At 30.0% G+C, this 15,729-nt stretch carries 16 protein-coding genes and 1 tRNA gene; 2 read left to right on the top strand and 15 right to left on the bottom strand.

What is annotated here, in order from left to right; all coding sequences use genetic code 11:
- Positions 1-5: 5 nt before the first annotated feature.
- The 9 genes from rpoB to rpmG form a co-directional block, all read right to left on the bottom strand.
- Positions 6-3,530 (bottom strand): DNA-directed RNA polymerase subunit beta, encoded by a 3,525-nt coding sequence (gene rpoB / locus A966_RS06470; RefSeq protein WP_008723787.1) that lies wholly within the window; start codon positions 3,528-3,530, stop codon positions 6-8.
- A gap of 132 nt (positions 3,531-3,662) precedes the next feature.
- Positions 3,663-4,049 carry a 50S ribosomal protein L7/L12 gene (rplL, locus tag A966_RS06465; protein WP_008723784.1) on the bottom strand — a complete coding sequence of 129 codons (387 nt, stop codon included), beginning with the start codon at positions 4,047-4,049 and terminating at the stop codon, positions 3,663-3,665.
- A gap of 60 nt (positions 4,050-4,109) precedes the next feature.
- Complete coding sequence (gene rplJ, locus A966_RS06460) at positions 4,110-4,634, bottom strand: 50S ribosomal protein L10 (protein WP_008723783.1); 525 nt, start codon at positions 4,632-4,634, stop codon at positions 4,110-4,112.
- A 105-nt stretch (positions 4,635-4,739) separates the two neighbouring features.
- Positions 4,740-5,441 (bottom strand): 50S ribosomal protein L1, encoded by a 702-nt coding sequence (gene rplA / locus A966_RS06455; RefSeq protein WP_008723781.1) that lies wholly within the window; start codon positions 5,439-5,441, stop codon positions 4,740-4,742.
- A 74-nt stretch (positions 5,442-5,515) separates the two neighbouring features.
- Entirely contained in the window at positions 5,516-5,938 is a 423-nt protein-coding gene (gene rplK, locus A966_RS06450; protein ID WP_008723779.1) for a 50S ribosomal protein L11, read from the bottom strand.
- Between the two features lie 45 nt (positions 5,939-5,983).
- Positions 5,984-6,571, bottom strand: a complete 588-nt coding sequence (nusG, locus tag A966_RS06445) for a transcription termination/antitermination protein NusG (protein ID WP_008723776.1) — start codon at positions 6,569-6,571, stop codon at positions 5,984-5,986.
- Between the two features lie 5 nt (positions 6,572-6,576).
- Positions 6,577-6,897: a preprotein translocase subunit SecE gene (gene secE, locus A966_RS06440; RefSeq protein ID WP_008723773.1), complete on the bottom strand. Its 321-nt coding sequence runs from the start codon at positions 6,895-6,897 to the stop codon at positions 6,577-6,579.
- Positions 6,898-6,938: 41 nt separating this feature from the next.
- A tRNA-Trp gene (locus tag A966_RS06435) sits at positions 6,939-7,011 on the bottom strand.
- 32 nt (positions 7,012-7,043) lie between these two features.
- Positions 7,044-7,220 (bottom strand): 50S ribosomal protein L33, encoded by a 177-nt coding sequence (gene rpmG, locus A966_RS06430; RefSeq protein WP_008723772.1) that lies wholly within the window; start codon positions 7,218-7,220, stop codon positions 7,044-7,046.
- Between the two features lie 214 nt (positions 7,221-7,434).
- On the opposite strand from rpmG, the gene A966_RS06425 reads away from it, so the two are divergent.
- Entirely contained in the window at positions 7,435-7,800 is a 366-nt protein-coding gene (locus A966_RS06425; RefSeq protein ID WP_008723768.1) for a CidA/LrgA family protein, read from the top strand.
- Positions 7,797-8,507 (top strand): LrgB family protein, encoded by a 711-nt coding sequence (locus A966_RS06420; RefSeq protein WP_008723766.1) that lies wholly within the window; start codon positions 7,797-7,799, stop codon positions 8,505-8,507. Before A966_RS06425 ends, A966_RS06420 begins: the two co-directional genes overlap by 4 nt.
- 244 nt (positions 8,508-8,751) lie before the next feature.
- On the opposite strand, the gene A966_RS06415 is transcribed toward A966_RS06420, so the two are convergent.
- The 6 genes from A966_RS06415 to A966_RS06390 form a co-directional block, all read right to left on the bottom strand.
- Positions 8,752-9,165 carry a hypothetical protein gene (locus A966_RS06415; protein WP_008723765.1) on the bottom strand — a complete coding sequence of 138 codons (414 nt, stop codon included), beginning with the start codon at positions 9,163-9,165 and terminating at the stop codon, positions 8,752-8,754.
- 35 nt (positions 9,166-9,200) lie between these two features.
- Positions 9,201-9,428 carry a hypothetical protein gene (locus tag A966_RS06410; protein ID WP_008723763.1) on the bottom strand — a complete coding sequence of 76 codons (228 nt, stop codon included), beginning with the start codon at positions 9,426-9,428 and terminating at the stop codon, positions 9,201-9,203.
- Between the two features lie 126 nt (positions 9,429-9,554).
- Positions 9,555-10,427 (bottom strand): ribokinase, encoded by an 873-nt coding sequence (locus A966_RS06405; protein ID WP_008723761.1) that lies wholly within the window; start codon positions 10,425-10,427, stop codon positions 9,555-9,557.
- Between the two features lie 25 nt (positions 10,428-10,452).
- Positions 10,453-13,593 (bottom strand): efflux RND transporter permease subunit, encoded by a 3,141-nt coding sequence (locus A966_RS06400; protein WP_008723759.1) that lies wholly within the window; start codon positions 13,591-13,593, stop codon positions 10,453-10,455.
- A gap of 206 nt (positions 13,594-13,799) precedes the next feature.
- On the bottom strand, positions 13,800-14,843 hold the full coding sequence (locus A966_RS06395; RefSeq protein ID WP_008723756.1) for a hypothetical protein: 1,044 nt from the start codon (positions 14,841-14,843) through the stop codon (positions 13,800-13,802).
- On the bottom strand, positions 14,831-15,583 hold the full coding sequence (locus tag A966_RS06390) for a hypothetical protein (RefSeq protein ID WP_008723754.1): 753 nt from the start codon (positions 15,581-15,583) through the stop codon (positions 14,831-14,833). Before A966_RS06390 ends, A966_RS06395 begins: the two co-directional genes overlap by 13 nt.
- Positions 15,584-15,729 lie beyond the last annotated feature (146 nt).

Here is a 15,729-nt window from a genome sequence, read left to right as displayed (position 1 = left end):
CCTAATTATTTCCAAATCTTTGGTTCTTTCTTTTTATTTTTCTGTCTAAGCTCTTTTTCAGTAGAAGGAAGCTGATTGCCTTCTTCATCATGAATAGTAATATTAAGTCCCAAACCTCTAAGTTCCTGAACTAATACATTAAAGCTTTCTGGTATACCCGGAGAGGATATAACATCACCTTTAACAATGGATTCATATATTCTAGCACGTCCTGTCATATCATCTGATTTAACAGTTAAGAACTCCTGAAGCATATTAGCAGCTCCATAAGCCTCTAATGCCCAAACTTCCATCTCTCCTAATCTCTGACCTCCGAATTGAGATTTACCTCCCAAAGGCTGCTGAGTAACAAGTGAGTAAGGACCTGTACTTCTAGCATGTACTTTATCTTCTACTAAGTGATTAAGTTTAAGCATGTACATGTATCCTACAGCAACTTCATTTTTGAAAGGCTCTCCTGTTCTTCCGTCATAAAGTCTAACTTTTCCATTAGCATTCATACCGCTTGCAACAAATGCTTCTCTTAAAGCATCTTCTTTAGGTCCTTCAAATACAGGACAAGCATATTTAAGTCCCATTTTATGACCAGACCAACCTAAAAGCATCTCAATTACCTGACCTATATTCATACGAGAAGGTACACCCAATGGGTTAAGACATATATCTACAGGAGTACCGTCTTCTAAGAAAGGCATATCCTCTATAGGCATGATTCTGGCAACAACCCCTTTGTTACCATGTCTTCCTGCCATTTTATCGCCTTCCTGTATTATACGCTTCTTAGCTAAAAATACTTTTACTACTTCTTCTACACCAGGCTTTAATTCATCACCATTTTCTCTGCTGTATACTCTTACATCTATAACAGTACCTTCTTTACCATGAGGAACTCTTAAAGAAGTATCTTTTACATCTCTTGCCTTTTCCCCGAATATTGAGTGAAGAAGTCTGTATTCTGGAGTTATTTCTGTTTCACCTTTTGGTGTTACCTTACCTACTAATATATCCCCTGCTTTTACCTTAGCACCTATTCTTACAATACCTCTTTCATCTAAATTTTTGAAAGCAGCATCCGATACATTAGGTATATCTCTAGTAATATTTTCTTTATCTAATTTTGTTTCGCGAGCCTCTACCGAAAACTCTTCTATGTGTATGGAAGTAAACACATCTTCCTGAACCAATCTTCTGCTTAAAAGTATGGCGTCCTCAAAGTTGTATCCTTCAAAAATCATGAAAGCAGCTAAAACATTTCTTCCAAGTGCTAACTCACCATGATCTGTTGCAGGTCCGTCAGCTAAAAGTCCTCCAGCTTTAACAACATCACCTACATTTACAACAGGTCTTTGATGGTAATTAGTATCTTGGTTAGTTCTTTGATATTTTACTAATTCATAAACATCTAAATCATCATCGCTGTTTTGTTTTGTAGGCTTAATTACAATTTCATCATGAACAACTTTTATTACTTTTCCAGCTCTTTTTGCATGAACTGCTATTCCTGTACCAGGCTGACAGATTTTAGCTTCTACACCTGTACCTACTATAGGAGCTTCCGGATAAAGCAAAGGCACACTTTGACGCTGCATGTTTGAACCCATTAAAGCCCTGTTAGCATCATCATGCTCCAAGAATGGTATCAAAGAACTTGAAAGTGATACGATCTGCTGAGGTGAAACATCCATATACTGAACCTGATCTGGTGAAGAATATGGGAATTCACTTCTGTATCTTGTTGAAATAAGATTATCTTTGAAAGTTCCGTCTTCATTTAAAGGAGCATTAGCATCAGCAATATGGTATTTTTCCTCATCATGAGCTGTTAGATATTCTATTTCATCTGTTACTTTTCCGTCAATTACTTTTCTGTATGGTGTCTCTAAGAAACCATGTTTATTAATTTTAGCATAAGTGGCAAGTGAAACTATAAGTCCGATATTTGGTCCTTCAGGAGTTTCAATAGGACATATTTTACCATAGTGAGTATGGTGTACATCTCTTACCTCAAAACCTGCTCTGTCTCTTGTAAGACCGCCCTGACCTAAGGCATTTAATCTTCTTTTATGCGTAATCTCTGATAATGGATTATTCTGATCCATAAACTGAGATAATTGGTTTGTACCGAAGAACTCTTTTATTACAGCCTGTATAAGTTTAATGCTTACAAGAGACTGAGGAGTTACTGCTTCCATATCCTGCATTTGCATTCTTTCTTTAGCTATACGCTCCATTCTAGTGAAACCAGCTTTTATTTGTATAGATAATAATTCGCCAACACTTCTTACGCGTCTGTTTCCTAAATGGTCAATATCATCTAGCTGTTCTTCATTAATAAATACTTTTATTAAAAAACGAATAGTCTCTATTATGTCTTTATGTCTTAAAACTTTATCCTGTTCGCTTTCAGGGAAGTTTAATCTTTTATTTAATTTATAACGACCTACATCACCCAAAGCATAAGATTTAGGATCGAATACCAAATCATTACAAGTCCTCACAACATTTTCTATTAAAGCAGGCTCTCCCGGTCTTATAACATTATAAATTTTAGTGCATGCTTCCTCTTGATTTTTTGTTGTATCTTTATCTAAAGTATTAATTATGGTTACATTGTCTTTTATAGATTCCATATTTAATACGGATATTTCTTTAATACCGCTCATTAAAAGTCTTTCAGCCAAGTTAGGGTTAATAAGCTCACCTGGATTCAATATTATTTCATCTGGATTTTCTGTATCATATACTGTTGAATATGATCTTCTGCCTATTAAAGCCTCTTTAGAATTTTCATCTGAAAGTTTTTCTAATGAAATATTATCAACTTCATAAAATAATTTCAAAATTTCTTCATTAGTTGTGATACCAATAGCTCTTAAAAATACAGTAACAGGAAGTTTTTTCTTTCTGTCTATTCTAACATACATTATATCTTTTTTGGTATCAAGCTCAAATTCCAACCAAGTACCCCTGTCTGGAATTATTTTAGCTACGAACATAGCATCTCTGTCGCTGCGGTTGAAAACGACACCTGGAGATCTATGAATCTGAGAAACTATAACACGTTCAGCACCATTAACAATAAATGTACCTCTGTCAGTCATAGCAGGTATATCACCCACAAATATTTCCTGTTCAATGATTCTTTCAGGGTCTCTTACAGTTAATTGTACTTTTATCTTGAAAGGATAAGAATAAGTTTTATCTCTTCTTCTAGCCTCTTTTTCTGTGATTTTAGGCTCTCCTATAGAATATGAGATAAACTCTATCTGCATCTTTTCATTAGACGATACTATAGGGAATATAGAAGTTAAAACTTCCTGTAATCCCTCATTTTTTCTCTTATTTTCAGGTACATCCTTTTGAAGGAAACTTTCATAAGATTCTTTTTGTATAGCTAGGAGATCGGGAGGTTCTATAACAGAGGCAGCATGTGAAAAATTCACACGACCGTTTTCTATCCTATATTTTTTTGCGAACTCTACCCCTCTTTCCGGATATACTTTATTATCTATCTGAATATTATTGGCCATATTAAAAGATCTCCGCTTTTACGCTTTTTAATTTTTATTGAATTGACTAAATGCACTAATAAGAAGGGCATGAGTACATACCCTTCTTAATATATGCATCATTAAATGTTAATGATATATTTACAAAAATAATTATTTAACTTCAACTTTACCGCCTGCTGCTTCTAATTGTTTCTTAATAGCTGCAGCTTCTTCTTTAGAAACGCCTGATTTAATAGTTTCTCCGCCTTTTTCAACAGCATCTTTAGCTTCTTTTAAACCTAAGCCGCTAACTGCTCTAACTTCTTTAATAAGAGCAATTTTTTGAGCTGCATCAAAACCTGTAAGAATGATATCAAATTCATTTTTTTCTTCTTCAGCTGGAGCTGATGCACCGCCTGCTGGAGCTGCTGCTACTGCTGCTACAGGCATAGCTGCTGTTACATTGAATTTTTCTTTAATAGCTTCTACTAATTCATGAAGCTCTATAACTTTCATTTCTTCTATTGCTTGTAATATTTCTTCTTTACTTAAAGCCATTGTTTATCTCCTTAAAATTGTAAAAATAATTTTTTAATTAATAATTTGTCAGCTAATATATTAAGCTGATTTTTTCTTTTCTTCTTCAACACTGTCAAGCACATAAGCAAGTTCTGATATAATGCTTTGCAAACTGTTTGCAAAACTTGATATAGGAGACTCGAGTGCTGTAACAAGATGAGATAGTAAAACTTCTCTTGGCGGAATATTTGCTACAACTTGTACTTGTGCTGGGTCAAGTAAATCCTCACCCATATAGCCGCCTTTGATTTTGATTTTATCATTCTTTTTAGATGCTTCACTTATCACTTTAGCTGCACCAGGTACATCTTCCTTAGCAAATACTACAGCTGTAGGATTAATGAACATCTCATCTTTTACTTCTCTGCCTAACTCTTTTAAAGCAATATCAACCAAAGAGTTTTTACATATTTTCATTGAAGAAGAAGTCTTTGCTAATTCGCGTCTTAAATCTGTAAGCTGTGCTACTGTTACTCCTCTGTAATCGAAGAATACCAAGCCAGCACATGCTCCCATAGTTTCTTTAAGCAATGATACTGTTTCAATGTTTTTCTTATTAGGCATAAATACCACCTCTATTATATTAAACCATTTTGCCCTAACTATTCATATAATGGGATCACAAAACATGACTTCGCCAAAAACAAAACAGGTTTATCGCTAAATTAATTACATTTTGATTTTTTTATGATCTATTTTTATACCTACACCCATTGTAGATGTTACACCAACTGCTTTGATATATTCACCTTTTAAGTCTGTAGGTTTTTTTCTTAAAATTTCATCATAGAATGCTTTGAAATTCTCATTTAATTGAGAAACATCCATAGAAGCCTTACCAATACCCATTCTTACTATACCATTTTTATCAGCTCTGTATTCCATTCTTCCGGCTTTGAAACTTTTTACAGCTTGTGCTATATCAAGTGTAACTGTTCCTGTTTTTGGGTTAGGCATAAGACCTTTTCTTCCGAGAATTTGTCCCAATTTACCTACTTCTTTCATTAAATCTGGAGTAGAAATAGCAACATCAAAGTCAGTATATCCACCTTTAACTTTATCTATTAAATCTTCAAAACCAACTTCTACAGCTCCTGCTGCTTTAGCTTCATCAGCTTTTTCTCCCTGAGCAAATACTACTACTCTTTTTTCTTTACCAAAGGCATTTGGGAATGATAATGTATCTCTTATTGAGTGTTTTGGTAATATATTGAGGTTTATTGTTACCTCAATAGTTTCATCAAATTTACAGGTAGCGTTTTTCTTAGCTAATTCAATAGCTTCATCTACGGAATAGAGTCTTAATTTCTCTACTTGCTTTCTTATAGCGTCGTAACGTTTGCCACCTATTTTTTTCTCTTTTGTAGCCATAATTATTTTCTTCCTTTTCTTTCAAACGTTTACTCCCATTTATTCTAATCAATAAATGGTATGCTTCTTAATGATTATTCTACTTTAATACCCATAGCACGAGCTGTACCCGCAACTATTTTTTTTGCTGCTTCTATATCATTAGCTGACATATAAGCCATTTTTTCCTGAGCAATTTCTTCAAGCTGCTTTTGATTGATTGTAGCAACTTTAGTTTTATTAGGCTCTCCAGAACCTTTTTCTATGCCCAATTTTTTCTTAATTAGTGTAGAAGTAGATGTACCTTTAGTAACAAATGTATAAGTTTTATCTTCATACACTGTTATGTAGGTATTTAATATCTGCCCTTTCATTTTTGAAGTTTTTGCATTAAAATCTTTAACGAAAGCGGCTATTTGTATCTGCTTCTGACCCAATGCAGGTCCTAATGGAGGAGCAGGTGTTGCCTCTCCGCCTGGTATGCGAACCTTTACAATACCAACCACTTTTTTAGCCATTTTTACTACCTCTTGATTTATTTATTTTTATTAATATCTTTTAAATTATAACTTTTTTACTTTATTGAATTCTAATTCTGTAGGAGTGCTTCTTCCAAATATTTCTATTTTTACAGTTACTTTACCCTTATCAGAATTGATATTTTCTATTATACCATTTAAACCATTGAAAGGTCCGTCTATTACCTGAACCTTTTCTCCTATATCAAATTCCATTCCAATAATTTCATTGATGCCTGTTTTAGATTTTTCTTCTCTGTCAGAGAATATACGGACAACATCTGATTCGCTTAAAGGAGTAGGAATAATATTACCTTCTTCTTTAGTTGTAGCATGACTTCCTATAAATCCTGCAACACCCGGAGTCCTTCTAACCATAGACTGTGTTGCATCATTCATTACCATCTTTACTAAAACATAGCCCGGATAAAAAAATTCTTCTTTAGAAACTTTCTTACCATTTTTTGTAGAAGTTACTGTTTCTGAAGGTATATATATATCAACTATTAAGTCAGTCATACCATTTTCTTTAGCTCTTTTCTCTATACGCTCACGAACTTTATTTTCATAACCGTGCTGAGTATGAACTATATACCATTTATAATCTTTTATATCAGATATTTCTTCAGACATGTTTTTCACCTATTATATCTATTTTTTCTCATGTAGCGAATAGCAAAATATACCACAAATAAAACAACTATGGCAAGAATAAGAACTAATGTAATTTTAGAAGATATTAAGCTACCCAAAATAGAACCGTCTAATAAAGCCCTTGTCAAAAATGTTACCACATAATCAGCAGCTCCCAAGAAAGCTGATGCTAAAACAAGAAGTATTATAACAATAACTGTCTGATTTATCACATCTTGACGAGTAGGCCATACACTTCTCTCAAAGAGTTCTTTTTTTATCTCTTTGATGGAGTCTATTATATTATTTTTCTTTTTATCAGCCATAAATATTACCTTAAATTATATTACAACGATTTAGAAATAATCAGGTCAGACAGGAGTCGAACCTGCAACACCCGGTTTTGGAGACCGGTGCTCTACCAATTGAACTACTGACCCAAATTTATAAATATTCTTAACTTTAGAATTATTTATCTTGATACTTTTAATTCCTTATGAATTGTGTGTTTTTTATCATGAGGACAATATTTTTTTAGCTCCAATTTTTCTGGAACATTTTGTTTATTTTTTGTTGTTATATAATTCTTTCTTTTGCATTCTGTACATTGAAGATGGATTTGTTCTGTTTTTACTTTAGCACCTGCCATTTCTTGCTCCTTAAAACATTTTTAGATAGCCTATAATTTACAAGGTATGCTATTATATAGCTAAAAAAAAATTATGTCAATACTAAATATAAAAATAATATTTTTTATATAAAACATTATTTTTAATAGTATTAATCTATTGAAAAACAATAAATTAGTTATATAATCTATTATCAAAAAAAATAAAACTTTATTATAATTTGGAAATAAAAAAATGAAATTAATAAAACAATTCACAATTATTTTTTCTATATATTCTATAGCGGATATATTTAGTAAAACTTTGAGACTTCCTATACCTGGTAATGTAATAGGTATGATACTTCTTTTTGTATTACTCGCATTTGGAATAATAAAAGAAAATCATATAGATGAAGCAAGCGATTTAATAATAGCAAATATGTCAATGCTTTTTATACCAGGTACTTTGGCTATTATAGATGAATACAAGTATGTAAAAGCAGAAATAATACCTTTTGCAATTATATGTATATTTCTAACTATAGTTATTATGATTATAACAGGTCTCTCAGCTCAATCTTTTGAAAAAATATTCTCTAAAATAAGGAAATCAAAATGAAAGAATTATTTATACAAAATCCTATAATACCAATAGTAATAACTTTAATAGCATATATAATATCGTATACTATATATATAAAAACTAAATTACCAATACTTACGCCTTTAGTAACTAGTGTAATATTAGTTGGCTTTTCTCTATATTTTATGAAAGTACCTTATACAGTTTATAATGAAAGCGGAGGAAAATTTATAAATGCTCTTGTAGGACCTGCAACTGTAGCATTGGCTCTGCCTATATATAGAAATATGCCTATATTAAAAGCTAATCTAGCTGTAATATTGATAAGTATAGCCATCGGAAGTTCATTAGGTATTACAGGAATATTTATTTCGGCAAAATTACTTGGAATATCTCAGGAATTATTTCCTTCTCTTCTTACAAAGTCGGTTACCACTGCAATTGCTGTAGATATAACTGCAAATATGGGTGGAATGAAATCTATAACTGTTTTATCGGTTATTATATCCGGAGTAGTAGGAGCTATCACTGCACCTTTTGTATGCAAAATATTTAGAATAAAATCTCCTCTTGCAGTGGGGCTTGCAATAGGTACTTGTTCACATGCTGTAGGAACTAGTAAGGCTATAGAACTTGGTGAAACTGAAGGAGCTATGTCTGGGCTTGCCATCGGTATTGCTGGGGCTTTAACTGTTGTAATACTTCCTATTCTCTATAAACTGCTATTAATTATATGGAGTTAATAGAATTATTTAAAAAGTGATTGATAAAAAATTTTGCGAGTTTTTATATATTATGATATTAATTATTATCTAATATAAATGTTTTATAATATATAGCGTCAATTTCTAGTCATAAAAATGCAGTCTTTAGTATGCCTACACATATCGTATCACGCTTCGCGATGCGGACTTCAAAAGGAATGCAAAATAAACATAGCAGTCCAAACAATTATAAACAAAATTAGTTACAAAACAAGTATAATATTTATCTTATTTTAGATTCCATTATATCAACTATATCATTATTCTTAAAGTATACACTAAATATATTTTCATCGTCTCCGCAATCTACTTTGGAATCTATACTGCCGTCATCATTTACTTTTATTAGTATTTTATATATTTCTAAATTATCATACCAATTATCATCTACATCTATAAACATAAAATCGCCATAAGCATTCTTTAACTCTTCCCTTGAATCTGACAATAATTTAATATGAGATTTCAAATTGTTTATAATATCTTCTAATTTCAAAACTTTATGAACACCTATATCAAATAAACTTTCTAATTCTTTACCAAAAATTTTCATAGGTTTAAATACTTTATACAATTTCCAATCATCTTCATTTATATTTGCACCTTCTACATCTATTAAATCTTCTACATTTATCATGATATTCTCCATAATTATAGTTTTACAAATAGTCTTTAATTTATTTTTTTATTTATAATATATAATGAAGGCAAAGTAATTACTGCAAATATCATTACACTATAAAAAACATCGTTTAAATTTAAATTATATCTTTTATTATAAATCATTTCTCTTTCTTTTCTAAAAGGTGTTGGTTTGCTGTCTCCGTCTGGTCCTTTGCATTCTTTTTCTGAAAACATAACAAGCAGCATAAATGATAATATAAATAAATATTTTTTCATAAATAAAATCTCTTTTAGTTTTACTATATATAATTTTTAGTATAGTAAAAAAAGTCAATATGTCAATACTTAATAAAAATATGAATTTATTACATATAAAAACAATATATTTCTAAAATAAAAAGATTACCACTTTTGAGAAATAACTTCATCATAAGTTGGTATGGAATCTATTGCCCCTTTTCTTGTAACTGTTATGTTAGATACTTTCATAGCAAAAGAAATAGCTTCTTCAATAGTTTTATCATCTGCCATCATTCTCACAACTCCGCCCAAAAAACTATCTCCCGCAGCAGTAGTGTCGGCAACATCAACATGATAAGCATCAAAATGTTTTATTCCTTTTTTATTAATTAAATCGCAGCCGTTAGCCCCCAAAGTAAGTATTATGTTTTTTACTCCGCACTCAAAAGCATAATCTACACCGCCTATAATATCTATCTCCGTTTCATTAGGTATCAATATATCAACATAACTTAAAAAATTTTTATTTAGTTTTACAGCCGGAGAAGGATTAAGAACAACCGTTTTTCCTAGTTTCTTAGCAATATATGCAGAATATTCAGCTATTTCTAAAGGTATTTCAAGCTGAAGCACTATAATATCATATAAAGATATCAGATCTTCTTTTATATCATCTTTTGTAATTAAAGCATTAGCTCCTTGTGCCACAATAATATTATTTGCACCATAATCAGTAACTGTAATAACAGCAATACCTGTAGAAACATTCCTTTTTATTATTAAATTATCCGTATTAACATTATTAGACTGCAAAGCATAAAATAAATCTTTTCCAAAACTATCATCTCCAACAGCTCCTAGTATACTAACACAGCCGCCCAATTTAGCTATAGCACAAGCCTGATTTGCTCCCTTTCCGCCATTACCTGTATAAAAACTGCTGCCTAATATAGTTTCTCCCTCCTTAGGAAAACGAGGAGATGTTATAACAAGATCTTTATTTATACTTCCTATAATTAAAATTTTTTTGCTCATATATAAACTCTAATAATTAAAATATTCATGATTTTGAATTTAAAGCATTATTAACCGCAAAATCATTAGCACTTTCCTTATCCTTTTTATCATAATCTTTAAGCGGTATTTTATTTCTAATAGCTGCATAAATTGTTGGTACTATAATTAATGTAAACATAGTAGAAACTACAAGCCCTCCCAATAAAGCTGTAGCTAAAGGCTTATACATTTCATTTCCGCTTCCTATACCCAAAGTCATAGGCAATATACCTAATATAGTTGTTAGTGTTGTCATAAGTACAGGTCTTAATCTCCTTTTTCCTGCAAGCAATGCAGCTTCATCTCCTTTTATATGCTGTTCATGCATTATCTGATTCATATAATCTATTAATACTATACCATTATTAACTACTATTCCAATTAAAACTATAAAACCTATAGCACTATAAGCATTGAGTGTTGTATTCGTTATAAACAAGGCAATAAGAGAACCTGCAAATCCAAAAGGAATTGCAAATGCTATTACAAAAGGAGCTATTAAAGATTCAAACTGACTAGCCATTATCGCATAAACTAAAACTAAAGCCAAAATCAAAGCCTGTATTAACTGTCCGAATGCTTCATTCATATCTTCAAAATCTCCGCCGTAATTTACATATATTCCATTAGGTATAAAAACATTATTATCTATATTATTTCTTACTTCAGTAATAACTTCATTTAAAGGTCTTCCATAAATATTGGCAATTACAGTTGTATACCTCTTTCGCTCCTTTCTGTATATTCTATTTGGACCGTAACTTTTTACTATGTCAGCTATTGATGATAATGGTATCAATACTCCTTTTACAGGTATGCTTATTTTTTTTACATCATCTATTGTAACCTTATCAATATTTTCAAGCTGAACATTAACATCTACATCTGTAAAGTCAGAATTTTCAGGAGTTATTGTAGTTGCTGTTCTTCCTGCAAAACTTGTATTTATTATTCTTGCAACATCATTAACTTTAAGCCCCATTTTAGCGGCAATATCTCTATTAACATATATTTGAAGCTCTCTATTTGATTCATCAATATCAACCATAGCCCCTCTTATGCCTTCTATATTTGATATAGCACTTACTATTCTATCTCCAAGTTCTTTTGACTGTACAACATCATCTCCAAGCATCTCTATCTTTATGGCTTCTTCTGATGATCCTCCTGAACTAGAACCTAATGCCATAACATTTATTTTTGCCGGATATATTTGCAGTTTTTCTCTTATCAATTCTATATAATCTTCAATACTTCCTTTTCTTCCATCACTTTTAGATTTTAATTCTATCCTCATGTTGGCACTATTTGCCTCATCTCCTTTTCTTATCCTTGACTGAATTTTGATTAAATCATCTTTAACTATTTCTCTTATATCATTTTCCATAAGCACAACAAATGACTCTGTCTGTTCATATTTAGTACCTATAGGCATAGTTACGCGAACCATAAACTGACCTTCATCTGTTTTAGGAAAACCCTCTTTACCAATAAACTTAACGCCTAAAAATATTACTGCAAATACTAGTGCCATAGATGGTATTAATACTGTTTTTTTTCGTCTTATTGCAAAACTTAGAATTTTATCATAAATATTTTTCATATTATCATGTATATATTTATTGCTTAAAGATTCTAACTTTGCAAAAACTTTTAATTTTTTATTTGTTATGAGTCTTGCTCCGAACATAGGTACTATTAAAATAGCAACCAGCAATGAAGCTATCATTGATATTGTAACTGTAATACATAAATCTCTGAAAATTTGACTAACCATTCCCTCAATATATAAAAAAGGAAGAAATACAGCAATAGTAGTGAAAGTAGAAGCTGAAATAGCAAGCGATACTTTGTAAGCTCCGTTAATAGCTGATGAATATTTTCCATAGCCATGATGTCTGTAATAAAATATATTTTCAAGTACTACAATGGAATTATCAACCATCATACCTATTCCAAGTACAAGTCCTGAAAGAGATATCACATTTAAAGTTACATTCATAAAATACATAAGAGTAAAAGTTACTATTATAGAAAGAGGTATTGATATAGCTATTATAGATACAGTTCTAATATTCCACATATATATCATAAGAACAATAATAGCAAAAAGTCCGCCCTGCCAAGCAGCATCAAGAACACCTGCTATAGACTCATTTATGCTGTCTGCTGTATTAAACATTATTTCGTATTTTATGCCTTGAGGAAAATTATATTCTTCTAATTGCTTTATCACATTTTTTGAAACTTCGGCAGTATTAGCTCCTGACTCTTTGCTTACAGATATAGATATAGAATTTTCACCGTTAATCTTTATTATATTAACATCATCATCATATCCTTCATAAACCTCAGCTAAATCCTGTATTTTTACTATAGAAGAATTACCCGAATCATCTGTTTTCAAATCAATAATAGTATTTTTTATATCATCAACACTTTTTATTTCTCCCATTGTTCTTATTGTATATCTGTAAAAACCCTGATTCGCCTGTCCTCCTACTAAGTTGTTATTATCCCTTGAAAGTACAGAAGCTATATCATTTATATTAATATTATATGCTTTTAATCTATTTAAATTGACATCTATTTTTATTTCATTTTTTAAGCCGCCTAAAACTTCAGCCTGAGCTACACCTTTAGCCTGCTTTATTTGCGGTGCTATTTGATTATCCGCTATATTATATAAAGCCGCCTGATCATTTATGCCGTAAATAGCAACTTCCATTAATGAAATATCATCTGTACTGAATTTCCTTATTACAGGCTTATCTGCATTATCCGGAAGCAAATCTACAACCTGTTCCAATGCTTCTCTTATATCTTCTGAAGCATCATTTAAATCTGTTCCCCAATTAAACTCTATTGTTACATCCGATGCATTTTCTCTTGATGTAGAAGTAATTTCTTTTATATCATTTACAGTAGCTACAGCTCCTTCAATAATTTTGGTAACCGATTTTTCTATCTCTTCAGGACCGGCATTTTTATAACTTGTATATATACTTACATAAGGAACTTCTACGCTAGGCATGAAATCTATTGAAAGTTTTGACAGGCTTACAATACCTAAAATAATCACTGATAGAATAACCATAAGTATAGTTACAGGTCTTTTTACAACTGTTTCTATTATTGTTTTCATAAATTGTTTTCTTAATTTTATATTTTTACATCATCTTAATATTATAGCATATTAGACGATAAAATGTAAAAAAAGTTTCAGGTAATTTCTAATTAAATAGAATAAAAAAATATTAAACAGACTGATATTAAATGATATAATAATTGTTATATACTATAGATAATAACTGATTATTGATGCTAAAATTTTTATATAGAGAATAAATTTTATCTTGTAAACATCTTTATAAATCTTTCTCTATACTTGTATGTAAGCAGTTTTTTATTATATAATTCTGACAATTTCTTTATTTCTGTATCGTCCATTTTATCAGTATCTATTGCATATATATAACTATCTTCTTTAAAACCTTTTATCATAATATTAACATAGCCATTAAATTTTCTGTCTAAGAATAATTTAAAGAACATTATAGAACATGTTAGTATGATAGAATTTATTATCACATATATTAATATAAACATGTAATATGGATAAATAAATTCCTTTCCGCTTCCCATAAATAAAAATCCGTTTCCCTGCATAATAGAAACTTCAAAAAGCAAATTACTTCTTTCAAAATTATCCCAATCTTCTGATCTGTATTTCAACTCATTATCATAATATACAAGAACCATATCATAACTTTTAGCAAATCCCTCATACTCAAGTTCATCACTGTCAGCATTCTGAGAAAATGCAAGTCCAGCTTCATATATTATTTCATTTTTTTTATCTTCATACGAAGTTATTATCTTATTGTCAAAAACCCAATTTATTATTCCATATAATACTATAAATATAACAGCCATTATCACAGAAATAACTATAATAAAATTTGAAGATATCAAAGCGTAAAAAGTATTCTTATTCTCAATACTAAACAAATAAAAAAAGTATATTATATGCGATATATAAAAAATAAAAAGAACATGATACCCTCTAGTAAGAAAAGAAGATATAATATTTTCTCTTAAAAATACTCTGTTTAAAGAAAAGAAGTTAGTTATGTAAAAAAGTCCAAGTATAGACAGTATAAAAGGAACTAAATATATAATTAAATAAAAAAAAGTCTCAATTCTTGAATATTTATTCATTTTGTAAAATAAAACACATACAAAATAAAAAGAACATAAAAATTCTATAAACATCAATATTTTCATGATATATGACGGTATATTTAAAATCATATAAGCACACATTGATATTATAACTAAAGAGGATATAGCAGATACTATAAAGTTTATATTATATTTACTTAATTTTTCCAATTTATTTCTCCTATCTTTGCTTTATCGTATATCACTCTTATCATCTTATAATCCAATCCCAAGAAAGAAGCATTATTCACCAAGTTATATAAAGCACTTGAGAATATAGGCTGAGTATTTTCAATAATCTTATCAGTATAAGGATATGAAGCCATTATTCTTGACAAATTAAAAAGTATTGCTATAAGCTTAGATGAGGAGGAAAGCTCATCATTTGTCATAGAATAAGGAAGAACACTTTTTGCCGCTATTGATATAAATATAGGATTAATATTCTCTAAAGTGGATATATTAGATACAGAATGCTCTATCATTTCTCTTGCTTTGTCAATAAACTCTTTCTGCTCATATTTATATTCATAATATAAAGGAAGAGATGCTATATAACTTGTATGCATTATATCTTTTAAAACTAGAAGTATAGATACATAATTAACTAATTCTTCACTATTTAGTTCAAACTTATCATCATTGATCATTTTATCTTCTTCCCCATTTCCTTTAATCCAAGAAATAGATAATATCTGCCTTATTATATCATTTTCAAATATTGTATATGTATATGATATATATTCTAAAAAAGATTCATTAGTATTGGATCTTTTCACTATATTAATAATAGATTCTCTTTGCCTTTCTACAGTATCATCAGAACCGGGTATATGAGATAAAAAATTAAAGTTTATAATATTTTCTATATAATCGATAAACTTTTCATAAGCATCATTTCCTACAAGCACCTTTTCATATCCTAAAAATGAATTTTTTTATATGTTTATTTTATTTTCGGAAACTTTACAAAATTCACTAAATATTTTAAAATTAATATATATTGTAATATTTTTTAATAGTTGATTTATTTATATTTTATGTTATTTTATTATAG

This window comes from Brachyspira hampsonii 30446 (assembly GCF_000316195.1).
Classification (GTDB): Bacteria; Spirochaetota; Brachyspiria; order Brachyspirales; family Brachyspiraceae; genus Brachyspira; species Brachyspira hampsonii_C.
This window is presented reverse-complemented; position numbering and strand designations above follow the sequence as displayed.

What these genes read in the sequence shown, in the direction of transcription:
- rplA (WP_008723781.1), bottom strand. Translation starts at nt 5,441, where the DNA reads ATGGCTACAAAAGAGAAAAAAATAGGTGGCAAACGTTACGACGCTATA.
- rpoB (WP_008723787.1), bottom strand. Translation starts at nt 3,530, where the DNA reads ATGGCCAATAATATTCAGATAGATAATAAAGTATATCCGGAAAGAGGG.
- A966_RS06410 (WP_008723763.1), bottom strand. Translation starts at nt 9,428, where the DNA reads ATGAAAAAATATTTATTTATATTATCATTTATGCTGCTTGTTATGTTT.
- A966_RS06415 (WP_008723765.1), bottom strand. Translation starts at nt 9,165, where the DNA reads ATGATAAATGTAGAAGATTTAATAGATGTAGAAGGTGCAAATATAAAT.
- secE (WP_008723773.1), bottom strand. Translation starts at nt 6,897, where the DNA reads ATGGCTGATAAAAAGAAAAATAATATAATAGACTCCATCAAAGAGATA.
- A966_RS06405 (WP_008723761.1), bottom strand. Translation starts at nt 10,427, where the DNA reads ATGAGCAAAAAAATTTTAATTATAGGAAGTATAAATAAAGATCTTGTT.
- nusG (WP_008723776.1), bottom strand. Translation starts at nt 6,571, where the DNA reads ATGTCTGAAGAAATATCTGATATAAAAGATTATAAATGGTATATAGTT.
- A966_RS06420 (WP_008723766.1), top strand. Translation starts at nt 7,797, where the DNA reads ATGAAAGAATTATTTATACAAAATCCTATAATACCAATAGTAATAACT.
- rpmG (WP_008723772.1), bottom strand. Translation starts at nt 7,220, where the DNA reads ATGGCAGGTGCTAAAGTAAAAACAGAACAAATCCATCTTCAATGTACA.
- rplL (WP_008723784.1), bottom strand. Translation starts at nt 4,049, where the DNA reads ATGGCTTTAAGTAAAGAAGAAATATTACAAGCAATAGAAGAAATGAAA.
- rplK (WP_008723779.1), bottom strand. Translation starts at nt 5,938, where the DNA reads ATGGCTAAAAAAGTGGTTGGTATTGTAAAGGTTCGCATACCAGGCGGA.
- rplJ (WP_008723783.1), bottom strand. Translation starts at nt 4,634, where the DNA reads ATGCCTAATAAGAAAAACATTGAAACAGTATCATTGCTTAAAGAAACT.
- A966_RS06425 (WP_008723768.1), top strand. Translation starts at nt 7,435, where the DNA reads ATGAAATTAATAAAACAATTCACAATTATTTTTTCTATATATTCTATA.
- A966_RS06400 (WP_008723759.1), bottom strand. Translation starts at nt 13,593, where the DNA reads ATGAAAACAATAATAGAAACAGTTGTAAAAAGACCTGTAACTATACTT.